The 23,429-nt window shown below is 72.2% G+C and carries 21 protein-coding genes; 14 read left to right on the top strand and 7 right to left on the bottom strand.

Annotation, left to right across the window (positions count from 1 at the left end; genetic code table 11):
* Positions 1–34 precede the first annotated feature (34 nt).
* Genes OO60_RS33035 through OO60_RS33020 form a run of 4 tightly spaced genes read left to right on the top strand, consistent with a single transcriptional unit; the run spans position 35 to position 3,505 of the window.
* Positions 35–514 (top strand): nuclear transport factor 2 family protein, encoded by a 480-nt coding sequence (locus tag OO60_RS33035; protein WP_003071348.1) that lies wholly within the window; start codon positions 35–37, stop codon positions 512–514.
* The gene (locus tag OO60_RS33030) at positions 511–1,701 is read left to right on the top strand and encodes a hypothetical protein (RefSeq protein WP_003071345.1); all 1,191 of its coding nucleotides are present in this window, start codon (positions 511–513) and stop codon (positions 1,699–1,701) included. The genes OO60_RS33035 and OO60_RS33030 overlap by 4 nt, the downstream gene beginning before the upstream one ends.
* On the top strand, positions 1,698–2,486 hold the full coding sequence (locus tag OO60_RS33025; RefSeq protein WP_003071342.1) for an SDR family oxidoreductase: 789 nt from the start codon (positions 1,698–1,700) through the stop codon (positions 2,484–2,486). The genes OO60_RS33030 and OO60_RS33025 overlap by 4 nt, the downstream gene beginning before the upstream one ends.
* 8 nt (positions 2,487–2,494) lie before the next feature.
* The gene (locus tag OO60_RS33020) at positions 2,495–3,505 is read left to right on the top strand and encodes a sulfotransferase family protein (protein ID WP_280513809.1); all 1,011 of its coding nucleotides are present in this window, start codon (positions 2,495–2,497) and stop codon (positions 3,503–3,505) included.
* Positions 3,506–3,569: 64 nt separating this feature from the next.
* Here the strand turns inward: OO60_RS33020 and OO60_RS33015 are convergent, their stop codons facing one another.
* On the bottom strand, positions 3,570–4,778 hold the full coding sequence (locus OO60_RS33015; protein WP_003071336.1) for a glycosyltransferase: 1,209 nt from the start codon (positions 4,776–4,778) through the stop codon (positions 3,570–3,572).
* 38 nt (positions 4,779–4,816) lie between these two features.
* Between OO60_RS33015 and OO60_RS33010 the strand changes: the two genes are divergently transcribed.
* Positions 4,817–5,455 carry a TetR/AcrR family transcriptional regulator gene (locus tag OO60_RS33010; RefSeq protein WP_033262804.1) on the top strand — a complete coding sequence of 213 codons (639 nt, stop codon included), beginning with the start codon at positions 4,817–4,819 and terminating at the stop codon, positions 5,453–5,455.
* On the opposite strand, the gene OO60_RS33005 is transcribed toward OO60_RS33010, so the two are convergent.
* Positions 5,435–7,108 carry a GGDEF domain-containing protein gene (locus tag OO60_RS33005; RefSeq protein ID WP_033262803.1) on the bottom strand — a complete coding sequence of 558 codons (1,674 nt, stop codon included), beginning with the start codon at positions 7,106–7,108 and terminating at the stop codon, positions 5,435–5,437. The genes OO60_RS33010 and OO60_RS33005 overlap by 21 nt on opposite strands.
* A 137-nt stretch (positions 7,109–7,245) precedes the next feature.
* On the opposite strand from OO60_RS33005, the gene OO60_RS33000 reads away from it, so the two are divergent.
* Both OO60_RS33000 and OO60_RS32995 read left to right on the top strand, forming a co-directional pair.
* Positions 7,246–7,593 (top strand): ArsR/SmtB family transcription factor, encoded by a 348-nt coding sequence (locus tag OO60_RS33000; RefSeq protein ID WP_003071258.1) that lies wholly within the window; start codon positions 7,246–7,248, stop codon positions 7,591–7,593.
* Positions 7,590–8,225: an SRPBCC family protein gene (locus OO60_RS32995; RefSeq protein ID WP_003071255.1), complete on the top strand. Its 636-nt coding sequence runs from the start codon at positions 7,590–7,592 to the stop codon at positions 8,223–8,225. Before OO60_RS33000 ends, OO60_RS32995 begins: the two co-directional genes overlap by 4 nt.
* Before the next feature lie 173 nt (positions 8,226–8,398).
* Here OO60_RS32995 and OO60_RS44735 read toward each other — a convergent pair whose 3' ends face one another.
* The gene (locus OO60_RS44735) at positions 8,399–8,695 is read right to left on the bottom strand and encodes a PASTA domain-containing protein (protein WP_003071252.1); all 297 of its coding nucleotides are present in this window, start codon (positions 8,693–8,695) and stop codon (positions 8,399–8,401) included.
* A gap of 116 nt (positions 8,696–8,811) precedes the next feature.
* On the opposite strand from OO60_RS44735, the gene OO60_RS32985 reads away from it, so the two are divergent.
* The 5 genes from OO60_RS32985 to OO60_RS32965 all read left to right on the top strand — a co-directional run bounded on the left by OO60_RS32985 (position 8,812) and on the right by OO60_RS32965 (position 16,516).
* On the top strand, positions 8,812–10,374 hold the full coding sequence (locus OO60_RS32985) for a deoxyguanosinetriphosphate triphosphohydrolase family protein (RefSeq protein WP_003071249.1): 1,563 nt from the start codon (positions 8,812–8,814) through the stop codon (positions 10,372–10,374).
* A gap of 352 nt (positions 10,375–10,726) precedes the next feature.
* Positions 10,727–13,609, top strand: a complete 2,883-nt coding sequence (locus tag OO60_RS32980; protein WP_003071246.1) for a S8 family serine peptidase — start codon at positions 10,727–10,729, stop codon at positions 13,607–13,609.
* 57 nt (positions 13,610–13,666) lie between these two features.
* A complete protein-coding gene (locus OO60_RS32975) occupies positions 13,667–14,317 on the top strand; it encodes an acVLRF1 family peptidyl-tRNA hydrolase (protein WP_003071244.1) in 651 nt (216 codons plus the stop codon).
* Positions 14,318–14,499: 182 nt separating this feature from the next.
* Positions 14,500–16,128, top strand: coding sequence for an ABC-F family ATP-binding cassette domain-containing protein (locus OO60_RS32970; RefSeq protein WP_003071241.1), 1,629 nt, complete (start codon positions 14,500–14,502; stop codon positions 16,126–16,128).
* Positions 16,129–16,306: 178 nt separating this feature from the next.
* On the top strand, positions 16,307–16,516 hold the full coding sequence (locus tag OO60_RS32965; RefSeq protein WP_003071237.1) for a helix-turn-helix domain-containing protein: 210 nt from the start codon (positions 16,307–16,309) through the stop codon (positions 16,514–16,516).
* Here the strand turns inward: OO60_RS32965 and OO60_RS32960 are convergent.
* Both OO60_RS32960 and OO60_RS32955 read right to left on the bottom strand, forming a co-directional pair.
* Complete coding sequence (locus OO60_RS32960; protein WP_051767834.1) at positions 16,503–17,858, bottom strand: glycosyltransferase 87 family protein; 1,356 nt, start codon at positions 17,856–17,858, stop codon at positions 16,503–16,505. The two genes, OO60_RS32965 and OO60_RS32960, sit on opposite strands and share 14 nt — an antisense overlap.
* Before the next feature lie 32 nt (positions 17,859–17,890).
* On the bottom strand, positions 17,891–18,745 hold the full coding sequence (locus tag OO60_RS32955) for an LLM class flavin-dependent oxidoreductase (protein ID WP_033262802.1): 855 nt from the start codon (positions 18,743–18,745) through the stop codon (positions 17,891–17,893).
* Positions 18,746–18,801: 56 nt separating this feature from the next.
* Between OO60_RS32955 and OO60_RS32950 the strand changes: the two genes are divergently transcribed.
* Both OO60_RS32950 and OO60_RS32945 read left to right on the top strand, forming a co-directional pair.
* Complete coding sequence (locus tag OO60_RS32950; RefSeq protein WP_003071217.1) at positions 18,802–19,233, top strand: MarR family winged helix-turn-helix transcriptional regulator; 432 nt, start codon at positions 18,802–18,804, stop codon at positions 19,231–19,233.
* Positions 19,234–19,330: 97 nt separating this feature from the next.
* Positions 19,331–21,205, top strand: coding sequence for an ABC transporter ATP-binding protein (locus OO60_RS32945; protein WP_033262801.1), 1,875 nt, complete (start codon positions 19,331–19,333; stop codon positions 21,203–21,205).
* A 125-nt stretch (positions 21,206–21,330) separates the two neighbouring features.
* On the opposite strand, the gene OO60_RS32940 is transcribed toward OO60_RS32945, so the two are convergent.
* Together OO60_RS32940 and OO60_RS32935 are read right to left on the bottom strand one after the other, a co-directional pair.
* Positions 21,331–22,485 carry a serine hydrolase domain-containing protein gene (locus tag OO60_RS32940; RefSeq protein ID WP_003071212.1) on the bottom strand — a complete coding sequence of 385 codons (1,155 nt, stop codon included), beginning with the start codon at positions 22,483–22,485 and terminating at the stop codon, positions 21,331–21,333.
* A gap of 112 nt (positions 22,486–22,597) precedes the next feature.
* Positions 22,598–23,326: an SIS domain-containing protein gene (locus OO60_RS32935; RefSeq protein WP_003071209.1), complete on the bottom strand. Its 729-nt coding sequence runs from the start codon at positions 23,324–23,326 to the stop codon at positions 22,598–22,600.
* Positions 23,327–23,429: the final 103 nt, after the last annotated feature.

Below are 23,429 nucleotides of genomic sequence, written 5' to 3'. Positions count from 1 at the left end.
TGTCATCGGTCAAGCGGTGCGGGACGCTAGTGGCATGGACCTGGTCGTACTCGAAGAGATCAAGCGGCTGAAGTACCGGTACCTGCGCGGGGTGGACCTGAAACTCTGGGACGAGGTGGCCGGCACCTTCACCGCCGACGCCACCGCGAACTACGGGACGCACGCCGTGGGGGGCGACGGGAAGCAGTTCGAAGGCCGCGACGCCATCGTCGGATTCCTCACCCAGAGCCTCGGCAACGGCATCATCACGGTGCACCACGCAGGTCAGCCCGAGATCGACGTCGACGGCGACACCGCGACCGGGCGGTGGTCGTTCACCGACAAGGTCATCGTGCCCGACCACAAGGTGATCATCGAAGGCGCCGCGTTCTACGAGGACACCTACCGCCGCGACCACGACGGCGTCTGGCGGATGTCCCACATCGGGTACGTCCGCACCTACGAGTCGATGCAGTCGTGGGACGCGCTCCCCGGCTACCGGCTGCTCGCGAACCGCTGGGCCGTTCCGGCATGATCGAGAACGAGTTCTCGTTGACCCGGCCGTTCGCCGACGCCATCGCCGAGGCCGAGAAGCTGATCGCCGAAGCCCCGCACGTGCGGACCGAGCAGGACCTCCTCGAGGGCTACGACTACCTCGCCGGCAGCATCCGGGCGTCGCTGCAGATGGCGTGGGCCTACCAGCGCGACTTCCCGTACTTCACCGCGTCCACCGGGCCCTACACGAAGATGGGCCTGGACAACCCGGACACGCTGTACTTCAACGCGAACATCCGCGACGACCGCGAGTACCTGGTCACCGGGGTCCGCGGCACCACCGCCGACCTGAGCTTCCAGGTCCTCAACGGCGACTACTCGCCGGTGGAGGTGCCCGACAGCCTCGCCGCGTTCGACGACCGGAAGATCGAGATCGGCCCGGACGGCCGGTTCGAGCTGCGCTTCGGCCCGGCCCGCGAGAACCCGGGGCCGAACTACTTCACGCTCGGCGCGGGCTCGTCGATGCTCGTCGTCCGCGAGGTCTACAGCGACTGGGCCACCGAACGCCGGGGTGAGATCCGCATCCGGTGCGTCGACACGGCGGGCCAGGCGCCGCCGGTGCCGGACCGCGCCGCGCTGGCCAAGCGCTACGGCGTCACCGGCAAGATCCTGCTGAGCCGGCTGAAGACGTTCCTGGCCTTCCCGAAGTGGTTCTACTACGACCTGCCGGTGAACACGCTGACCGAGCCGCGCTCGACGCCGGGCGGGCTCACGACGCAGTTCTCCTCGGCCGGGCACTACGAGCTCGGCCCCGAAGAGGCGATGATCGTCACCGTGCCGCGCTGCGCGGACGCGCCCTACCAGGGCATCCAGCTCGGCAGCCTCTGGTACGTCTCGCTCGACTACATCAACCACCAGACGAGCCTCACCGCCGACCAGGCCCGCGTCGATCCCGACGGCAGGATCCGGTTCGTGATCGCCGAACGCGATCCCGGACTGGCGAACTGGCTCGAACTGACCGGCCACGACCGGGGGTACGTGCAGATCCGCTGGCAGCGGCTCGCGCGCGACCTCGGCCCCGGCGACGGCCCGGTCGTCGAAGTGGTCAAGACCGACGAACTGCCCGACCGGCTGCCGTACCACGCCGATGCGCGGGTGACGCCGGAGCAGTGGGCGGCGAGGATCGCGGCCCGGCAGGACGCCGTCGCCGCCCGGATGCTGGGGTGAGCGTGGACAACCTGCTGCAGGACAAGGTGGTCGTCGTCTCGGGGATCGGGCCCGGGCTCGGCCGGTCGATCGCCGTGCGCAGCGCGCTGGCCGGCGCGGACGTCGTGCTCGCCGCCCGCACCGAGTCGCGGCTCACCGAGGTGGCGAAGGAGGTGACCGACCTCGGGCGCCGGGCGGTCGCGGTCCGCACCGACATCGACGACGCCGACTCCGCGGCGAACCTGGTGACCGAGGCGGTCAAGGCGTTCGGCCGGGTGGACGCGGTGGTGCACAACGCCTTCGCCGTCCCGCCGCTGACCGATCTGGCCACTGTGGACCTCGACGCGGTCCGTGCGGGCTTCGAGACCGCGGCGATCTCCGTGCTGCGGCTGACCCGGCTGTTCCTGCCCGCGCTCAAGGAGAGCAAGGGCTCGCTGGTGATGATCAACTCCGCCGTGCTGCGGCACTCGCGGCGGACGTTCGGGGCCTACAAGATGGCGAAGTCGGCGCTGCTGTCGCTGTCCCAGAGCCTCGCCAGCGAGTTCGGGCCGGACGGGGTGCGCGTCAACACCGTGGCGCCCGGGTACATCTGGGGGCCGAACCTCCAGTGGTACTTCGCATACCTGGCCAAGGAACGCGGCATCACGCCCGAAGACGTCTACACCGAGACGGCGTCCACAATAGACCTACGCAAACTGCCGGAGCCCGACGAGATCGCCGACGCCGTGGTGTTCCTCGCCTCGCCGATGGCCCGCGCGATCACCGGGCAGTGCCTCGACGTCAACGGCGGCGAGTACCACCACTAGGAGGATCCATGCGCCCCGGCCGGGAAGACGTCGGCACCTTCGACGACCTGCACGCCTCGGCGTCGAAGCTCACCGGGCTCGCCGACTTCGGCGCGGACGAGTACGCGGAGGGCCTGCGCGTGCTGCTGGAGTCGTACGAGGCGGACGAGGAGCTGACGCCCTACGGCAACAAGGTGCACCGGGCGTTCCTGCGCGGCGCCCTGGTGGCGCGGCTGCTGAGCGAGGCGTCGTGGAAGCAGCACCCGGCGTACGCGGACGTCCGCGTCGAGCGGCCGATCTTCGTCACCGGGCTGCCCCGCACGGGTACCACCGCGTTGCACCGGCTGCTCGCCGAGGACCCGGCGCACCAGGGTCTGGAGGTGTGGCTCGCCGAGGTCCCGCAGCCGCGGCCGCCGCGGGAGACGTGGGCGGACAACCCGATCTTCCAGGGGATTCAGGCCGGCTACGAACGCCACCACGTCGAGCACCCGGAGTTCATGGGCGTACACCACATGTCCGCCGACCAGGTGGAGGAGTGCTGGCAGCTGCTGCGCCAGTCGATGCGGTCGGTGTCCTTCGAGTGCCTGGCGTACCTGCCGCGGTACTCGCGCTGGCTGGCCAAACAGGACTGGACGGACGCCTACGCCCGGCACAAGCGCAACCTGCAGCTGATCGGGCTTCCCGACGCGGGCAAGCGGTGGGTGCTGAAGAACCCGAGCCACCTGTTCGCGCTGGACGCGCTGATGGCGAACTACCCGGACGCGCTGGTGATCCAGACGCACCGGTCGCCGCGCACGATCATGGCGTCGATGTGCAGCCTCGCCGAGAAGGCCGCGGACGGCTGGTCGTCGAAGTTCCGCGGCGAGGTGATCGGGCGCGGGCAGCTCGACCTGTGGGCACGCGGCGCCGACGAGTTCGGCTGGGCCCGCGCGCGGCACGACCCGGCGCAGTTCTTCGACGTGCAGTACGAGGATTTCGTCGCGGACCCGATCGGCACAGTGTCCACTGTGTACAACCACTTCGGACTGGAAACAGAGTAGATCGTCGGCAGCGTCAGATGTGTATAAGAGACAGGGTAAGGCGAGTTCTAACTCGCCTTACCACTCACGACAAGCCGCGGGAGGGCTCGGTGATGAGCTTGACCACTTCGGCCATCGTCGGGCCCGCGGCCATTTCCGCGGCCAGCTCCTGGGCGCGGGTGCGGTAGCGCGGGTCGTCGAGGACCGTGCGGACGGCCCGCCGCAGCGTCCGCGGTGAAGCCGAGGCGCGAGCGCGGCCGATCCCGGCTCCGGACCAGGCGACCCGGGCGGCGACTTCGCGCTTGTCTTCGCTGGCCCCGACCACGACCAGCGGCACGCCGTAGCGGAGGGCGTGGTTGACGCCGCCGTAGCCGCCGTTGCTGACCATGGCGGCGCAGCGGGGGAGCAGCTCGTCGTAGGGCAGGAAGTCCGCCACCCGCGCGTTCTCCGGCAGCGGCCCGGGCCGCAGCGGCGTGCCGCACGTCGTCGCGACGACCAGGACGTCTTCGCCGGCCAGGGCGTCGATGGTGGGCTCGACGAGCCGGCCGAGGTCGTCGTTCGCCACCGTCCCCTGGGTCACGTGCACGACCGGCCGGCCGCCGTCCAGGTCGCCCCACCACGGCGGCAGCGGGTGCTCGCTCGCCGCGCTGACCGTCGTCGGCCCGATGAAGTGCAGGGGAGCGCCCGGGCGCGGGTACTCGAAGCCGGGGCAGGTCAGCTGGAGCACGCCGTCGCTGTGCAGCGGCCAGTCCGTGAACAGCAGGCCCGGGTCGCCGCCGAGCAGGTCCGCCGCCAGTTTCTGCGCCGGCCCGGTCACCAGCGGCGCGAGCGCCTTGAGCGTCAGGCCCCGGAACCGGCCGGGCGGGCCGGTCGGCACCGGCGGCAGGAACGGCAGGAACCCGAGCGTCAGCAGGCGCGGCCGCCGTTCGCGGCGGACCAGGGCCAGCCCGGCCATCATCAGCGGGTCGCACAGGATGACGTCGGCCTGCTGCCGGTCGATGACGCTCAGCTGGTGCGGCATCGCGCGGACGAAGTTCGCCAGTTCGAAGCGGGCGAGCCCGAGGCCGCGTTTCCCGGCGCGGCCGGGGACGCTGCCGTTCAGGTCGGTCTCGTCGAAGTCGGCCTCCGGCGGCAGGAGGGCGACGGTGGCGCCCAGCTTTTCGAACGCCTCCCGGTAACGCGCGCCGGTGACGACGAAGCCTTCGTGCCCGGCGGCGACTAGGGCTTCGACGATCGGTTTGGCCGGCCCGGCGTGGCCGCGGGCGGGCTGGACGCAGACGAGGACGCGGCTCATGGTTCCCCCTTTGAGCGATACGTTGTACCATCCAATTGATGACGATACCCGAAGGCGCGCGACGCCGTTACGCATCATCGGTGCGCGAAGCCCGGGCGCGCCGGACGCGGGCCCATGTGGTGGCGACGGCGGGAAAGCTGTTCGCTGCGCGCGGCTACGCGGGCACGAGCATGCGGCAGATCGCGGCCGAGGCCGGGGTGAGCCTGGAGACGGTGACGCAGACGGGCCGCAAGCCGCAGCTGCTGCTCGCCGCGTTCCGCGACGGTTTCGCGGGCGACCCGGACGCGATGGACCTGGACGCGCTGGCGGGCCCGGCCGGCCCGGCGGACCTGCCGTCGGTGGTGTCGAACGTGGCCGCGGGGGTGCGCCGGTCCCTGCCGATCTGGCGCGCGTTCACGACGGCGGCCGCGGCGGACGCGGAGGTGGCGGCGGTCCGGGCGGAGCTGGCGGTGGCCCGCCGGGCGGAGATCGTGCACCGCCTCTCGGCGGCGGGCCTGGCGCCGGAAGGCGGATCGGCGGGACGGCTCGCCGACGCGATCGGCCTGATCACGTCACACGAGGCGTACGACCACCTGACGACGGTGTGCGGCTGGGCGCACGAGGAGTACGTGGCCTGGGCGGCCGCGGCGATCCCGGCGCAGCTCACCCTCGGCTGGTCAGCCGGCGGCCGCCTGTAAACCGCGGGTTCCGATGCCGCGCAGCACTTCCACCCGGTCCGAACCCGGGCGGCTCAGCACCCAGCTCGACCCCGGCACCGCCTTCGCGCGCTTCTTCAGCGGCGCCAGCAGCCGAGAAACCTCCTGGTACGAACCGATCGCGCCGCTCGCGCAGACCAGCGTCGCCAGCGACACCGTCACCGGCAGGCCCTCCGCCGACCACCCGCGGTCCAGCAGCGCGCCCGCCACCGTCGCGATCTCGTCGACGTCGCAAACCACCAGGAAGTCGTCGCCGCCGACGTGGCTCACCCGCATCCGGCGGAGGCCGCCGGACAGGTCCGTCAGCGCCGCGCCCAGCTCGCGGATCAGGTTGTCGCCCGCCGCGAAGCCGGCCGTGTCGTTGACCTCCTTGAAGCTGTCGATGTCCAGCCAGGCCGCCACGAACGGCTCGCCGATCGTGATGCGGCGGGCCACGTCGCGGGCGATCGTGTCGCTGCCCGGCAACCGGGTCAGCGGGTTCAGCGCCGCCGCCGCCTCGACCTTCGCCTCCGCCACGCCGCGGACCACCTCGGTCACCAGCACCACGCCCAGGCAGCGGCCGAGCTCGTCGACCACGACCACGTCGTCGCCGGTGCGGCCCCAGTCGGCGTCGGTGACCAGCTCGAGGAACTCCATCGCGCCCGCGCGGGCCTCGATCGTGTGCGGGGTGTCCGCGAGCCGGGCCGCCGGGCGCTTCGCGTGCAGCGCGTGCCCGTACGGGCCGGTGACCGCCACCAGGAACCGCGTCCGGTCCACCGACCAGCGCGGCCGGTTCAGCTCGTCCACCCCGACCACGCCGCTCGGCGCGTCGGCCGCCGCCAGCACCTCGCGGACCTCGTCGCAGGTCGCCGTTTCCGGCAACGTCGTCGCCGGGCGGAGGAAGTCGCCGACGCACGGTGCCGGCGCGCCCGGGCCGTGCGTCCGGCGGCCGCGGGTGAGCAGCGCCGGGGCCGGGCCGGCGGCCGTCGGCGGGGCCAGCAGGTTGCCCTGCGCGATCCGGACGCCGAGGTCGCGGACCGCGTCGAGCTGCGCGTCGGTCTCCAGCCCGGTCGCGACCAGCCGGGTGCCGGTGCGGTTGGTGTAGTGCAGCAGCGCCTCGACCACGGCGACCGCGGCCGGGTCGTCCGGCAGCCCGTGCAGCACCGTGCGGTCGAGCTTCACCAGGTCGATCGGCGCTTCGACGAGCAGGGCCAGCGGCAGGTCGCCGCGGCCGAGGCCGTCGAGGGCCAGCCGGAAGCCGAGTTCGGTGAGCGCCCGCATGCCGGCGAGCGCGCGGCCGGCGGGCAGCGGCGCGAACGGCGGCCCGATCTCCAGGACGACGTCACGGGTGCGGCGGCCCGCGTCGCCGAGTTCGGCCAGGAGGTCGTCGTACATCGCCTGCGGCGCCGCGAGGGTGCGGGCGGAGAGGTTCAGGTGCAGGGGGAGTGACGTCGGGTTTTCGGCGTCCTGCCGGACGGCGGCGACCGCCAGCCCGAGGTCGGCTTCGGCGAGCCGGCCTTCCCGGCGCGCCTGGGTGAGGAGTTCGGGGACCGTTCCGTGGCCGGGCCTGGCCAGCGCTTCGTGCGCCACGACGCCTCCGGTGTGGAGGCTGTACAGCGGCTGGAAGGCGAAGCGGACCGCGCGTGGCGACTTCACGGGCCGATCGTCGCGGGTCGCGCGGCGAAGCGGAACCGATGTCGACTGATGTTCATCGGGGCGGCACCCGGTTTCCTCAGATCGGAGTAGCTGTTTCACTCTTGACTTATATAAGTGGGCTATTGTAGCTTCGCCGGGTGCACGCGTTCGACGTCCTCGGCGACCCGGTCCGCCGCCGGATCCTCGAGCTGCTGGCCGACGGCGAGCGGGCCGCCGGCGCGGTGACCGAGGTGATCCGGGCCGAGTTCGGCATCTCGCAGCCGGCCGTCTCCCAGCACCTGAAGGTGTTGCGGGAGAACGGCTTCGCCGTCGTCCGCCAGGACGGGACGAGACGGCTGTACGCGGTCGGTCACGCACCGTTGCGGGACATCGACGGCTGGCTCGACCGGTTCCGCCGGTACTGGACACCGCCGCTGGACGCGCTGGCCACCGAAATCGCCCGCGGCAAACGTGCCCGGCGCCTCACCGAAGGAGAAGGTTCGTGATCGACGTCAGCCACCAGATCAGCGCCGTCCGCCGGACGCTCGGCGACCGGGTGCTCGAGGGGAAGGAGGCCCGCGTCCTCACGATCAGCCAGGTCTACGACACCGACGTCGCCGACCTGTGGGACGCCTGCACGAATCCCGAGCGCATCCCGCGCTGGTTCCTGCCGGTCAGGGGCGAGCTGAAGGTCGGCGGGAAGTACCAGCTGGAGGGCAACGCCGGCGGCACGGTCGAGCGCTGCGACCCGCCGAACAGCTTCGCCGCGACGTGGGAGTTCGGCGGCAACGTCAGCTGGATCGAGGTCCGGCTGACGCCGGAGGGGTCGGGGACCCGGTTCGAGCTGGAGCACGTGGCGCACGTCGACGACCGCTGGGAGGAGTTCGGCCCGGGCGCGGTGGGCATCGGCTGGGACAGCGCCCTGGTCGGCCTGGTCCTGCACCTGTCAGCGCCGGGCACGGCCGTCGACCCGGAGGCGGCGATGGCCTGGATGATGTCACCCGAGGGCATCCGCTTCATGACGGCGTCGAACGACGCCTGGTACGAGGCCGACGTCGCGGCGGGCGCGGACCCGGCCCAGGCCCGCGCGGCGGCCGACCGCACGCTGAAGGCGTACACGACCCCGCCGGAGTCCTGACCCGCGTGCCGACCCCCTGATCACGAGTGATGCCCCTCCCATCACGCGCGATGCCTCTCTGATCACGAATGTGGCCCCTCGTCGCACGAAGCCGGACAGCCATCCGGCGTGCGCCGAGGGGCATCACGCGTGATTGGGCGGGCATCACGTGTGATTGGAGGGGCGACACGGGGTCAGTGGTCGGTGTACTTGACCGCGGTCAGGGTGATCACCGTGTCCGGGGCGACTTCCGTGCCGGGCGGCGGGTCCTGGGCCGTCTGGCGCCAGTTGCGGTCGATGACCAGCGCGCGGCCCTGGCCGGTGCCGTCGACCTCGCGCAGGTTGTAAACCCGGCTCGCTGCATCGCGTTCTGGGCGTCCTGGTGGTTCATGCCGGAGACGTCCGGGATCTTGATGAGCTTCGCCGGGGCCGAGGTCCCGGTCGAAGCCGAGGTCGTCGTCGTGCCGGGTGTGGCGGGCGGGGCGCCGCACGCGGCCAGTGCGAGGGCGAGTGCCGCCAGGGTGGTGACCATCCGTCGGGACATACCGGTGGGGTACCCACGCGCCTGCCCGCCGTTCGGGGGAACCTGCGGGATAAGGTCGGGTGCATGGAGCAGGAGACCGACCCGCGGGCCGCGCGGCGCGATCCCGTGGCGAACGTCGGCGGGTTCACCGACCTGGCGACCAGCCCGTTCCGGATCGACCGCGACCGGATCGCCGCGTCGCCGTTCTTCGCGCGGCTCGGCGGCGTTACGCAGGTCGTCAGCGCCGGCGGGGCCGGGCTGCTGCACAACCGGCTCACCCACAGCCTCAAGGTCGCGCAGGTCGCCCGCGCGATCGCCGAGCGGGTCACCAGCGGGCCCGATGCCGGGCTGGCCGAGAAGCTGGGCGGCTGCGACCCCGACGTCGCCGAGGCCGCCGCGCTCGCCCACGACCTCGGGCACCCGCCGTTCGGGCACCTCGGGGAGCAGACGCTCGACCGGATCGCCCGGCACCGCTTCGGCCTCGCCGACGGCTTCGAGGGCAACGCGCAGACGTTCCGGATCATCACCACCACCGACGTGCGCGGGCCGTCGGCGATCGGGCTCGACCTGACCGCCGCCGTGCGCGCCGCCGTCCTCAAGTACCCGTGGCTGCGGCTGCACCACCCCGACCCGCACCCGTCGGCGCTGGCCGTGCCGCCGCGCGGGGCGGCCGAGCCGGGTGACCTGCCTGGCACCGGTGCGGCCAAGTTCTCCGCCTACGCCACCGAACTCGACGACTTCGAGCAGGCGCGCGCGGCCTTCGCGGGCCGCGTCGAAGGCTGGCAGCAGACGGTCGAAGCGTCCGTGATGGACACTGCCGACGACATCGCCTACGCCATCCACGACCTGCAGGACTTCCACCGCATCGGGGTGCTGCAGCACGCGCCGGTCGCGGCGGAGCTGGGGGAGTGGCTCGAGCACGCGGCCGAACTCGCCGCGCTGGACGACGAGACGCTGCACGCGGACCTGCGCCGCCCGGGCCGCTCGCTGGAACGCCTCCGCCGCCGCATGCACGCCAAGGACGCGTGGATCGTCGACGACGACGCGTTCGCCGCCGCCGTCGCGCGGGTCCGCGCGGAACTGGTGGACGGCCTGCTGGCCGGTGAGTTCGACGGCTCGATCGAGGCGGAGCAGGCGACGGCGGCGTTCTCCGCGAACTGGACGGCCCGCTTGGTCGACGGCGTGTTCCTGCTGGCCTCGCCGTCCACCCGCACCGGGCACGTCTCGCTGCGCCCCGCCCAGTGGCACGAGGTCCAGGTGCTCAAGTTCGTGCACCGCCGGTTCGTGCTGCTGCGCCCCGACCTCGCGCTGCACCAGCGCGGCCAGGCCGGGCTGGTGACGAGCCTGGTCGACGCGCTCGACGCGTGGCTGCTCGACCGCGACGAGGTGTCCCGCCTGCCGCGCCGGCTGCACGACCTGGTCGAGCTGGCGCGCGCGGAGTACGCGGGGCTGGCGCGCACGGCACCGGAGCTGCTCGTGGGCGCGACGGGCGAGCCGGTGACGGGCGCGGACGCGGTGCGCGGGCTCGCGCGCGGCCGGGCGGTGGTCGACTTCGTGGCGTCGCTGACGGACAAGCAGGCGGTGACGTTGCTGGACGCGTTGTCCGGGCGCGCTGCGCAGCCGTGGTCGGATTCGTTCGTCCTCTGACGGCGCCGTAACGGATTTTCCCTGCGCCCCCGCCGGTTGCACGCGGCGGCGTGTTGCTTGTGGACTTCCCAGTCCGTGGTCGCCCCTTGCGGAGGGCGGTGGGACGATCATTTGTCCGGTGCGTGTCCGGTGACCGGTTCACCGCTGCGCTGAACGGCCTACGTCATCCGGCGTATTCGGGAAATTATCCGTCCTTTGTCACTCGAACGGCTGATGTTTACGGAGAACTACCGGTACTTAGCTGGATCCAGCCGGTGATCACCGGCGTCGGTCAGCGTGAGTCGGGGCACGCGCCTTGGAGAATCGGAGGGCGCACGTGCGTCGTACCCGTTCCACCAGATCGAGATCCACTGTGCTCACCGCCGGGGCCGCGGCACTGCTCGCCGCCCTCGGCCTCGTTTCGCCGCCCGTCGCGGGGGCCGCTCCCGCGTCCGGGCCGGACACCTTCAGTGAAACCGCGCAACTGCAGATCGCCGCGCTGCAGGCGGTCAAGGCGGGCCGCACCGCCACCGAGTCCAAAGTAGACAGCAAGCTGCTGGTCGCCGAAAAGGGGCTGGGGAAGCAGCTGAACGCGCTGCAGTCCGGCGTGAGCGACGGCGGCACCGTCGTCGTCGACATCCGGGCGAGCAAGGTCTCGCCCGACCTCATCGCCGGGCTCACGAAGGCCGGGGCGGGCATCCGCGCGGTGTCCGACCGGTACGCCAGCGTCCGGGCCGAGCTCCCGGTGGCCAAGGTCAGCGAGATCGCCGCGCGCGACGACGTCAAGCGCGTCGAGCAGGCCGACCAGGCGATGACCGCCCGCGAGCTGGCCACCCCGGCGACGACGCCGGGCAAATCCGAGACCAGGACCGAAACCAAGCAGCAGAAGGCCGACCGCATCGCCGGCGAGCTGCAGAAGGCCGTCGCCGCCAAGTCCCAGCGCAGTGCCGTCGCGGCCGCGACCCTGACCAGCGAGGGCGACCGCGCGCACAACGCCGACATCGCACGCCAGCAGTTCGGCGTCACTGGTGTCGGCGTCAAGGCGTGCGCGCTGTCCGACGGCGTCGACTCCCTCGCCGCGTCGCAGGCCAGGGGCGAGCTCCCGCCGGACGTCGACGTCATCGCCGGCCAAGAGGGCGACGGCGACGAGGGCACCGCGATGCTCGAGATCATCCACGACCTCGCGCCCCGCGCCGCGCTCGGCTTCGCTTCGGCGTTCAACTCCGACGCCAGCTTCGCGGACAACATCCGCAAGCTGCGCTTCCAGTCGCACTGCGACGTCATCGTCGACGACGTCATCTACTTCAAGGAATCGCCGTTCCAGGACTGGATCATCGCCCAGGCCGTGAACGACGTCACCGCCGACGGCGCCCTGTACTTCTCCTCCGCGGGCAACGAAGGCAACGTCGCCAGCGGCACCGCCGGGCACTGGGAAGGCGACTTCGTCGACTCCGGCAAGGCGATCGGCAAGTTCGCCGGCACCGCGCACAACTTCGCCGGCGCCGCGGGCACCCAGATCTACGAGCCGATCTCGAACGCGTCTTCGGCCGGCGTCCCGGTGACGCTGCACTGGTCGGACCCGCTCGGTGCGTCGTCCAACGACTACGACCTCTACCTGCTCAACTCCGCGGGCGCCGTGGTCAGCTTCAGCCAGAACGTCCAGGACGGCACGCAGGACCCGTACGAGATCCTGCAGACGCCCACGTTCGGCGGCACCGGGCTGCGCCTGGCCATCGTGAAGTTCTCCGGCCAGAACCGCTACCTGTCGCTGTCCGCGCTGCGCGGCCGGTTCTCCGACTCGGCGGACGGGCTCAAGGCGTACAACACCCCGGGCGTGACGGTCGGCCACTCGGCCGCGCGGGACGCCTTCAGCGTCGCGGCCGCCCCGGCCGCGGCGGCGTTCGGCCGGCCGCTCGAACCGGGCGACCCGGCCAACCCGGCCGGCCCGTTCCCGGGCTCGTTCAGCGGCGCGACCAAGGCCGAGCGGTTCACCTCCGACGGCCCGCGCCGGGTGTTCTACGAGGCCAACGGCACGCCGATCACCCCGGGCAACGTGTCCTCGACCGGCGGCGAGGTCCGGAACAAGCCGGAGATCACCGCGGCCGACGGCGTGCAGACCAGCGTGACCGGGTTCAACCCGTTCTTCGGGACCTCGGCCGCCGCCCCGCACGCGGCCGCGATCGCCGCGCTCGTGCTGTCCGGCAACCCCGGCCTGCCGCCCGCGGAGGTGCGGGAAGCGCTGATCAACACCGCGATCGACATCGAGAAGCCGGGCCGCGACAACTTCACCGGCTCCGGCGTCATCCTCGCGGACAAGGTGCTGGCCTACACCGGTGCCAGCCCGCAGCCGCTCGCGGTGGCCAAGCAGCCGACGGTCACCCCGGCCGACGGTGGTTCGGCGCTCGACCCGGGCGACACCGCCAAGGTGACGCTGCCGGTGACCAACGACGGTGACGGCACCGCGGTGTCCACCAGCGTCGTGCTCACCAGCCCGACCCCGGGTGTCACGGTGGCGCCGCGGGCCAAGTCCTACGGCACCATCAGCCCGGGACAGACCGGCGTCAACGACTTCACCATCACCGTCCCGGCGAGCCAGCAGCTCGGCGTGCCGGTGGTGCTGAACGCCCGCGTCACCTTCGCGGGGGCGCACTCGCCGACGACGTCGACGTTCTCGCTGCCGGTCGGCACCCCGTCGCCGGTCGCGAAGGACTTCGCCTACACCGGGGCGCCGGTGGCGATCCCGGACAACAGCCCGGTCGGGGCGTCGGTGACCATCCCGGTCACCGGGGTCGGCCGCGCGTCGAAGGTGACGTTCTCCGTGGACGGCACCAGCTGCAGCACCGACCCGGCGTCGACCACGGTGGGTCTGAACCACTCGTACGTCGGTGACCTCGTCGGCACGCTGACCGCGCCTTCGGGCGCCAAGGCGACGGTGTTCCAGCGCAACGGCGGTTCGGGCAAGAACCTGTGCCAGGTGGTCTTCGCCGACAACGCGGCGACCGCGTTCAGCACGGTGACCTCGTCCAACGCGCCGTTCACCGGCTCGTACCGGCCGACGCAGGCCCTGACCGGCAACCTGGCCGGCGCGGCCGCCGACGGCACGTGGACGTTCTCGGTGGTCGACGCCGCCGCGAGCGACACCGGCTCGATCCGCGCGGTGGCCCTGCACATCAACGGGTTCGTGCAGCCCCCGGCGGCCGGCGCGCCGTCGAACGTCCGGGGCGTGACGAACAACGGCCCGGTGCACCCGCTGTAGGCAGTACCCGGTGCGGGGCCGTCGCGGTGATCGCGGCGGCCCCGTACCGTTTTCTTCGTGAAGCCACGGGAAGCCGCGGGCGGCGGCCACACGGTCGAGGTGCCGCCGGAACGACTGGCCGGCTTCTTCGAGCGGTTCGCCGGCCGGCACGGCGGCATCGCGGCCACCGAAGCCGCGCCGGACGGGCTCCGGGTGACCGCGGGCGACGGCACCACCGCGACCGCCGCCGTCCCTTTCGAGCCCCTCGAAGACCCCTCTGTCGACGCGCTCGTCGCGCACGCCCTGCGGCCGCGGCGGATCGCGCTCCTGCTGGTGCGGCTCGGCGGGCACAGTGTCGGCGTGGTCCGCGACGGCCGCGTCGAGGTGTCCCGGACCGACCGGCACCTCGTGCACGGCCGCTCGGCCGCGGGCGGCTGGTCGCAGCAGCGCTTCGCCCGGCGTCGCGAAGGACAGGCGCGGCAGGCGCTCCAGGCCGCCGCGCGGGACGCCTTCGAGGTGCTTCTGCCCCGGCTGTCCGAAGTGGACGCCGTGGTGCTCGGCGGTGACCGGCGGGCCCTCGGCGAGCTGCGCGAAGACCGGCGGCTGGCGCCGCTGTTCGCCCGCGCCGAACCCCGCGTGCTGGACGTCGGCGACCCGAGCCGGGCGGTCCTCGGCGAGGCCGCCGTGCGGGCGCTGTCCGTGCAGGTCACCCTCCGCGCGCCGTCGTGAGTGGTAAGGAGGGTTAGAACGCGCCTTACCACTCACGAGCCGGTGACTCCCCGCACACTGGAGAAAACCGGTGGACTGCGGCCCGTACACTGGGCTACGTGGATATCCAGCTGGAGTGACGCCGCGGCCCGTGCGGCCGCCCGACGCTGTCCTCCGTACGCCCCCTTTCCACGGGAGTTCCCTTGATCACGGCCACCGGCCTTGAGCTGCGCGCGGGTTCGCGCATCCTGCTCGACGGCGCCACCCTCCGCATCCAGCCCGGCGACCGCATCGGCCTCGTCGGCCGCAACGGCGCGGGCAAGACCACCTCGCTGAAGGTCCTCGCCGGCGAAGGCGAGCCGCACGCGGGCGAGGTCCGCCGCACCGGCGAGCTCGGCTACCTGCCGCAGGACCCGCGCGAAGGTGATCTTTCGGTCACGGCGAAGGACCGCGTGCTCTCCGCGCGCGGTCTGGACAAGCTGATGCGCGACATGGAGAAGGCGCAGGCCTCGATGGCCGAGCTCGTCGACGACGCCGCGCGCGACAAGGCCATCAACCGCTACGCCCGGCTCGAAGAGCGCTTCGCCTCCCTCGGCGGGTACGCCGCCGAAAGCGAAGCCGCGCGGATCTGCTCCAACCTCGGCCTGGCCGACCGCATCCTGGCGCAGACGCTGGGGACGCTCTCCGGTGGCCAGCGCCGCCGCGTCGAGCTCGCGCGGATCCTGTTCGCCGCGGCCGAAGCCGGGGCCGGCGGCAAGTCCGAGACGATCCTGCTGCTCGACGAGCCGACCAACCACCTCGACGCGGACTCCATCAACTGGCTGCGTGGCTTCCTCAAGCAGCACGACGGCGGCCTGGTCGTGATCAGCCACGACGTCGAGCTGCTGGCCGACGTGGTCAACAAGGTCTGGTTCCTCGACGCCACCCGCGGCGAGCTCGACCTGTACAACATGGGCTGGCAGCGCTACCTCGACGCGCGCGCCACCGACGAGAAGCGCCGCCGCCGCGAGCGCGCCAACGCCGAGAAGAAGGCGTCGGCGCTGCAGCAGCAGGCCGCGAAACTCGGCGCGAAGGCGACGAAGGCCGTGGCGGCCAAGAACATGGCGCGCCGCGCCGAGCAGATGCTGTCCTCCCTCGAGGACACCCGGCAGGCCGACAAGGTCGCCCGGATCAAGTTCCCCGAGCCGGCGCCCTGCGGCCGCACCCCGATGACCGCCGAAGGGCTCTCGAAGTCCTACGGCTCACTGGAAATCTTCACCGGTGTCGATCTCGCCGTCGACCGCGGTTCGAAGGTCGTCGTACTCGGGCTGAACGGTGCCGGAAAGACGACTTTGCTCCGGTTGCTCGGCGGAATGGAAACCCCGGACACCGGATCCGTCGTTCCGGGTCACGGATTGCGCCTGGGCTATTACGCACAGGAACACGAAACTCTTGATCATGAAGCGTCGGTGTGGGAAAACATCCGACATCTCGCTCCGGACACCGGCGCGCAGGAGTTGCGGAACCTGCTCGGCTCGTTCCTCTTCACCGGTGAACAACTCGACCAGCCCGCAGGCACGCTTTCCGGTGGCGAGAAGACCCGGCTCGCGCTGGCGGGCCTGGTCTCCAGCGCTGCCAACGTCTTGCTGCTCGACGAGCCGACGAACAACCTGGACCCGGCCAGCCGGGCGCAGGTCCTGGACGCCTTGCGCAGCTTCGCCGGCGCCGTCGTGCTGGTGACGCACGACCCGGGCGCGGTCGAGGCGCTCGAGCCCGAGCGGGTCATCCTGCTGCCCGACGGAACCGAGGACCACTGGTCGGCGGACTACCTCGAACTTGTCCAGCTCGCCTGAGCGGTGCGTCCATTCGGGTGCAAGATCACTCGCCGCAGAGCACTGGAATGGCCCAATGTGATCGCAATTTCGGCTGTTTCGCGGCTGTCGTCTGGCATTCCGGCGCTCAGTGTTCGATCATTGCCCCGGCAGGGGCCGATATGTGGCCCAGAACACTCTCGGCGGGAAGGCGATCGACGTGGCTGATCTCAAGAAAGGCGCGCGGATCACCGGCAACACGCGCGACAAGCTGGCCGCTGACCTGAAGAAGAAATACGAGAAGGGGTCGAGCATCCGGGCACTGGCGGAGTCGACGGGGCGGTCCTACGGGTTCGTCCACCGGGTGCTGTCGGAGTCCGGCGTCCAGCTGCGGGGGCGCGGCGGGGCCACCAGGGTCAAGAAGAAGTAGAAGTCGCGGACTGCTGCGCGGGGGGCGCAGCGGGAACTTCGGCCACCCGGAACGCCAGGTGGGCCCCGAGCAGGACCAGCGGGTACACCAGGTAGCCGTAGCGGGTGGCCGGGGTGAGCAGGATCAACGCGCCGAGTCCGACGGCGATGCGCAGCAGTGCGCCGGAGCCGTTCGCGGGGGGCCGGCGCACCAGCCACACCAGCATGGCCACGGCCGCGGCACCGACCAGCACGAAGGCGGTCACCTGGCCGATCACGCCGGTCTCGGCGATCAGGTGGCCCGGCAGCGGGCTGGCCGCGGGCGACCGCACGACGCCCATCCCGAGCGGGAACCGGAAGACGTGCTCCACGAACGCCGCCGGATCCACCAGGTACACCGGCAGGTGCAGCGCGGCCGTCGTCGCCACCAGCGCCGCCGCGAACCGGCCCAGCGCCGCCCCGTCGAGCCCGTTCCCCCGGCGCACCAGCACGAGCACCGCCAGCACCGCGGCCGCGGGCGCCACGATGAGCTTCGCGCTGATCACCAGCGCCAGCACCAGGCCGGACCAGGCGACGCGCCCGGTGGCGGCCAGCGCGCAGCTGAGCACCAGCAGCCCGACGATCGCGAGGTCCGGGCCGGCGACGGCCCAGGTGAGCGCGGTGAGCGGGCAGGCCAGCGCGAGCTGCGCGGCTCCGACCGGCACGCGCGGCCACTTCAGCAGCTTCAGCGTGCCCAGCACGCACGCGCAGGCGGCCAGGGCGAACATCCAGCGGGCGTCGGTGAGCGCGTCCGTCAGCGGCGTACCGCCGAAGAGTGCCCGCGGCAGGCCGAAGAGCGCCATCACCGGGCCGTAGGGCGTGTAATCGTTTACCACCGGCGCCCGGCCGAGCGCGGTGACGTCGACGTACGGGGTTCCGTGGTGCAGCAGCAGATCCGCGGACCGCTCGATCACCCAGACCTCGGGCTGCGCGGCCCAGGAGAACGGCGTGATCAGCCAGTCCACCCCGGTCAGGCGGCGAATCACCAGAAGCGCCAACGGAAGGATCATCGCCAACAGGGCGACGGCGGCGACGGCGCACCAGCGGGAACCGAGTACGCCGCCCGGCGTACGCCCCCGGCGGGCCGACAGCAACAGGTAGCCGCTGTGCGCCGCTCCGAGGCCGTACGCCACCGTCGCGAAGTTGCCCCAGACGCGGTAACCGTAGAATTCGGACAGGAGTGCCGTCGGCAGCGCGAAAGCCAGGCAGGCCAGGTAAAAGCCCAGGTCCCAGCGCAGGAGCGCGGCCTCTTCGGTGCGCGAAGGCGCCGTGAAGAGCCGGGCCGCGCGCCGCCATGCGGGCGCCTGGCCCACCTCCGTTTCCACGTCGCCAGGCTACCGAGGCGCCTTCGTCCGGTTCAGCCGACGTCTCGCAGGCGGGGGAGCAGCTTCGCGGCCGCCTCCGACGCCGCGACGACGCCGTCGCGGCCGGCGGGCATCAGGACGAGCTCGGTGAACCCGGCCTCGACGTAGCTGCGTGCCAGCCGCAGGGCACTGTCCGCATCGGACGGCAGCCGGAACTGCACGGCCCGCCGGAGCGTTGCCGGGTCGCGCCCGGCCGCCGCGCAGTGCGTGTCGAGGACGCGGGAAAGCCGTTGCAGCTCGGCGGTTTCCGTGCCGGGCAGGGCGGCGTTGAGCCAGACGTCGGCGTGCTCGGCGACGACCCGCAGCCCGCGCTTTTCGCCGCTGCTGCCCAGCCACAGCGGCGGTTTCGGCCGTTGCACCGGCTTCGGGTCGCTGATCGCGCGGGTCAGCGTGTAGTGGCGGCCGCGGTGGGTGGTCTCCGGCCGCGTCCACAGCAGACGGAGGATTTCGCAGGTTTCGGCCAGCCGTTCGACGCGTTCGACCGCCGGCGGCGTCGGTGTGCCCATCATCGCGTCGGTCAGCGCGTCGCCGCCCGCGCCGAGGCCGACGTCCAGCCGGCCGCCGGAGAGGTGGTCGACGGTCGCGGCGAGCTTGGCGAGCGTGCCCGGGTGCCGGTTGGTGTTGCCGGAGACCAGGCAGCCGATCCGCACCCGGCCGGTCGCTTCGGCCATCGCGGCCAGCAGGCTCCAGCCGTCGAAGACGTCGCCGGTGCGGTCGGGGCCCATCGGGGCGAGGTGGTCGAACACCCAGCAGCCGTCGAAACCGGCTTCGTCCGCGATCGCCCAGGTCTCGCGGAGGGCGGCGATGCCGATGTGCTGCTGCGGCGGCTTCAGGCCGACGGTAATCATGTTGGACTCCTGATCATCAGCTCTACTGACGATCAGCGTAGGTGTAGAGTTCTCCCATGTCCAGCGCTCCTCCCGCCGTCACCCGGCGGCTCGGCTACCTGCTCAAGCACGCCCAGCTGCGGCTGGCCGAGCTCGCCGAGCCGCTGTACGCGCCGCTCGGCGTCACCGGGCGGCAGCTCGCGCTGCTGGCGCTCTTCGGGGCCGGGCCGGCGCAGTCGCAGCAGGACGGTGCCGCCCGCCTGGGTGTCGACCGGACGACGATGGTCGCGCTCGTCGACGAGCTGGAGGCCAAGGGCCTGGTCCGCCGCGAGGTGGCGCCGGGGGACCGCCGGAAGCGCCTGGTGACGCTGACGCCCGAGGGCGAGCGGGTCCGGGTGGCCGGCGAAGAGGTGACGCGGCAGGCGGAGGCGCTGCTGCTCGAACCGCTGTCCGCCGAAGACGCCGAGCGGCTGCGCGCCGCCCTGCAGCGGGTCGTTCGCGCGGAGTGAACGGCTCGGGGAAGCAATCGGGCAACGGCGACGTTGTCCAGGTCATATCCGCCGAAAACCTCAGCTATTGTAGAGGTTTCCGAGACTGGGGGTTCCCGTGGACAACATGTGGGGGTTGTGGAGTTCGGCGATGCGCGCCGGCGACACACCCAAGGCGCTGAGCCGCGGCACGCTCAAGCGCGTCGCCCGCTTCGCGCGGCCGCACTGGCGGCGTCTGCTGGCCTTCCTCGTGCTGACCGTCGTCTCGGCCGTGCTGGCCGTGACGACGCCCGTGCTGGCGGGCAAGGTGGTCGACGCGATCGTCGGCGGCCGCGACCTGCCGCTGGTGATCTGGCTCGCCGTCGTCATCGCCGTGCTGGCGGTCGCCGACGCCGGGTTCGGGCTGGTCGAACGGTGGCAGTCCGCGCGGATCGGCGAGGGCATCATCTTCGACCTGCGGCGCGCGGTGTTCGAGCACGTGCAGCGCATGCCGATCGCGTTCTTCACCCGCACCCGCACCGGCGCGCTCGTCTCGCGGCTCAACAACGACGTCATCGGCGCGCAGCGGACGTTCACCGCGACGCTGTCCGGGCTGGTCACCAACGTCATCCAGCTGGCGCTGTCGCTGGCCGTGATGCTGACGCTGTCCTGGCAGGTCACGCTGCTCGCGCTGGTGCTGCTGCCGATCTTCGTGATCCCCGCGCGGCGGCTCGGGCGCCGGATGGCCGGGCTGCAGCGGGAGGCGGCGAACCTCAACGCCGGGATGACCACGCAGATGACCGAGCGGTTCTCCGCACCGGGCGCGACGCTGGTCAAGCTGTTCGGCCGGCCGGTGCAGGAGGCGGACGACTTCGCGCTGCGGGCCGGGCGCGTGCGCGACATCGGCGTCCGGACCGCGATGCTGACCCGCTGGTTCATGACGAGCCTGACCCTGGTTTCGGCGCTGGCGCAGGCGCTGGTCTACGGCCTCGGCGGGTACCTGGCGCTGACCGGCAAGCTCGCGCCGGGCACGGTCGTCGCGCTCGCCCTGCTGCTGACCCGGCTCTACGCGCCGCTGACCGCGCTGGCCAACGTCCGCGTCGACGTCATGACGGCGCTCGTGTCGTTCGAGCGGGTCTTCGAGGTGCTCGACCTGGACCCGATGATCAAGGAGAAGCCGGGCGCGCGGGCGCTGCCGGCCGCTTCGGGCGGCGTCTCGGTCGAGTTCTCGGACGTCCGCTTCGGGTACCCGGCGGCGGACCGGTACTCGCTGGCGTCGCTGGAAGACGTCGCCACGCTCGACCACCGCGGCGGCGAAGAGGTACTGCACGGGATCTCGTTCCGGGCCGAGCCGGGGGAGATGGTCGCGCTGGTCGGGTCTTCGGGCGCGGGGAAGTCGACGATCGCGTCGCTGCTGCCCCGGCTCTACGACGTCGACGCCGGGGCGGTGCGGCTGTCCGATGTGGACGTCCGGGACCTGACGTTCGCTTCGCTGCGGGAGACCGTCGGCGTCGTGACCCAGGACGGGCACCTGTTCCACGACACGATCCGGGCGAACCTGGCGTACGCGCGGCCGGACGTCACCGACGACGAGATCTGGGCGGCCCTGGAGCGCGCGCGGCTGGGCGAGCTGGTGCATTCGCTGCCCGACGGCCTGGACACGACGGTGGGCGAGCGCGGCTACCGCCTCTCCGGCGGCGAGCGTCAGCGGCTCACGATCGCGCGTCTCCTGCTGGCCCAGCCCAAGGTCGTCATCCTGGACGAGGCGACGGCGCACCTGGACTCCGAGTCGGAAGCCGCGGTCGCCGAGGCCCTCACGCACGCCCTCGCGGGCCGCACGGCCCTGGTCATCGCCCACCGCCTCTCGACGGTCCGCGCGGCCGACCGCATCCTGGTCCTGGAACACGGCGAAATCGTCGAGCGCGGAACCCACGAAGAGCTCCTCGCGGCCAACGGCCGCTACGCAACCCTCCACGCAACCCAGTTCGCCGACGAGGAACCTGCCGTCGCGTGATCAGAGCCGGAACCGGCGTGATCGAAGCCGGATGTCGCGTGATTGAAGCCGGAACTCGCCAGTTCCGGCTTCAATCACGCGAGTTACGGGCTCAATCACGTGGGTTCCGGCTCTGATCACGCGGGTTACGTGTTGGGGAGGGACTCGTAGAGGGCTTGGACCAGGGCCATTTTGCGGGGGTCGTCGCGGATCAGGGGGCCCAGCTGGTTGAGGGTGTAGCCGAAGGCGATGCCGTTTTCCGGGTCGGCGCCGCCGGTTGAGCCGCCGAGGCCGTCGTGGCCGAAGGCCGTGGGGTTGGGGCCGAAGCCGCGGGCGTCGCTGCCGAGGTAGAAGCCGAGGCCCCACTCGTTCGGGAGGCCGAGGACCGCGTCGATCTCCTTGCCCTGGCTCTCGCGGGCCCTGGCCAGTGCCGCGGGGGACAGGAGCGTGCCGTCGGCGACCGCCGCGTAGATCGTCGCGATCGCGCGGGCCGTGCCGTGGCCGTTCAACGCCGGCATGACCGCGTGCCGCCACGCCGGTTCGTTGGCGTCGTGGCCCTGCAGGCGGGGGTTCATCAGCGCCGCCTGCGCGACCGGGCCGGCCGCGGCGAACGCCGTGGCCAGCGCGTTCGCCATCTCCTCGGTCAGCACCGGGTCCACCAGGGTCGCGCAGCGCCCGAGGTCGGCGTCCGCGGCGAGGCCGATCGAGAAGTCGGCGTCCAGCGGCCCGGCCACCTGCTCGGCGAAGAACTCGCGGACGCCCTGGCCGGCGACCCGCCGGACGACCTCGCCGACGAGCCAGCCGTAGGCCAGCGCGTGGTAGCCGCCCGCGGACCCGGGCTCGTAGAGCGGTTCCTGGGCGGCGTACAGCGACGTCATCAGGTCCCAGTCGTACAGTTCTTCGACCGCCACCGGCCGGTCCAGGCCGATCCCGGGCACGCCGGAGCGGTGCGAAAGCAGCCACCGGACCGGGATCTCGCCCTTGCCGGCGGCGGCGAACTCCGGCCAGTACTTCGCGACCGGCGCGTCCACGTCGAGTTCGCCCGCGTCGGCGAGCCGGTGCGCGCAGATCGCCGTCATGCCCTTGGTCGTCGACCACACGTTGGCCAGGGTGTCCGGCTGCCACGGCCGGGTCCGCTTGGGCCCGGACCAGCCGCCCCACAGGTCCGCCACGACTTCGCCGTGGCGGATGGCGGTGAAGGCCGCGCCCAGCTCGCCGCGGCTGCGGAAGTTCTCCTCGAAAGCCGCGCGCACCGGCTCGAACCCCGGGGCGCACTCGCCGTGCACCGTGGCACTGTCCATGGGACCTCCCTCGGAGTGGCGACCGATCCACACCGACCAGTCGGTATGTCGACGCTAGGGCGGCCGGGCACGCGCCGTCAAGACGTGCCCGGCCGGTGCTTTTTCACCCGGTTCACCGCAGGCGCGGCACGATTTCCCCGTACTTCGCCAGCAGTGCGGCGTTCGCCTCGTCGCCACCCTCCACATTGGAACTGCGCCACAGCGGGACGTCGAGGCCCTCGGCGGTGCCGCGGTCGTAAACCTGGGCCAGGACCAGGTTCCACAGGAACGCGTTGACCACAGTGGACAGCGGCGCGATGCGCGGCGCGTCCGGCGGGTAGCTCGCGTCACCGGGGACGACCAGCGAGTCCAGCACCACCGTGCCCTGCTCGACCAGCGTGCTCGACGACCGCCGCGGGGCCGCCGCGACGCACGCCCGCGACGTCACCGCGATCACCGCCGCGCCCCGCTCGCGCGCCTCGATGCACAGCTCGACGGGGTACGGGTTGACGCCGGAGGTCGAGAACACCACCAGCACGTCGGCCGGCCCGGGCGCGCGCTCGGCCAGCACCTCCGCGGCCAGGCCGGTGCGCCGCTCGGTCTGCGTGCTGTGCACCGCGCCGTGCAGCGGGAGCAGCTCCGGGTGGTACAGCGGGTAGACGCAGGCCAGCCCGCCGGCCCGGTAGAACGTCTCGGCGACCGCGGCCAGCGAGTGCCCGGCGCCGGCGGTATAGACCAGTGCGTCGGCCCGGATCACCCCCAGCACGAGGTCCGCCGCCGCGCGCACCGCCTCGGCGTTGGCCTGCTCGACGTCCGCCAGTTGCTTGGCGACACTGCCCGCGATGTCCGTGGCGCTCACCACACCCACCCTTCCGTCGGGGATCGGGCGCCGAATCTACCGCGAAGATGGTGGTGCGCGGTGGAATAGCCCGGTGGACGGGCGGGGTTGACCCGGATGCGGGCGA

It is taken from the genome of Amycolatopsis vancoresmycina, from assembly GCF_000716785.1.
Lineage (GTDB): Bacteria > Actinomycetota > Actinomycetes > Mycobacteriales > Pseudonocardiaceae > Amycolatopsis > Amycolatopsis vancoresmycina.
Note: the sequence above shows the minus strand (reverse complement) of the source record. Positions and strands in the feature narration are given on the sequence as shown.

Bases quoted from the DNA above. Each gene is read 5' to 3' on its own strand.
- OO60_RS33035 (WP_003071348.1), top strand. From the start codon at position 35: ATGGACCTGGTCGTACTCGAAGAGATCAAGCGGCTGAAGTACCGGTAC.
- OO60_RS33030 (WP_003071345.1), top strand. From the start codon at position 511: ATGATCGAGAACGAGTTCTCGTTGACCCGGCCGTTCGCCGACGCCATC.
- OO60_RS33020 (WP_280513809.1), top strand. From the start codon at position 2,495: ATGCGCCCCGGCCGGGAAGACGTCGGCACCTTCGACGACCTGCACGCC.
- OO60_RS33015 (WP_003071336.1), bottom strand. From the start codon at position 4,778: ATGAGCCGCGTCCTCGTCTGCGTCCAGCCCGCCCGCGGCCACGCCGGG.
- OO60_RS33010 (WP_033262804.1), top strand. From the start codon at position 4,817: ATGACGATACCCGAAGGCGCGCGACGCCGTTACGCATCATCGGTGCGC.
- OO60_RS32985 (WP_003071249.1), top strand. From the start codon at position 8,812: ATGGAGCAGGAGACCGACCCGCGGGCCGCGCGGCGCGATCCCGTGGCG.
- OO60_RS32955 (WP_033262802.1), bottom strand. From the start codon at position 18,745: ATGATTACCGTCGGCCTGAAGCCGCCGCAGCAGCACATCGGCATCGCC.
- OO60_RS32950 (WP_003071217.1), top strand. From the start codon at position 18,802: ATGTCCAGCGCTCCTCCCGCCGTCACCCGGCGGCTCGGCTACCTGCTC.
- OO60_RS32940 (WP_003071212.1), bottom strand. From the start codon at position 22,485: ATGGACAGTGCCACGGTGCACGGCGAGTGCGCCCCGGGGTTCGAGCCG.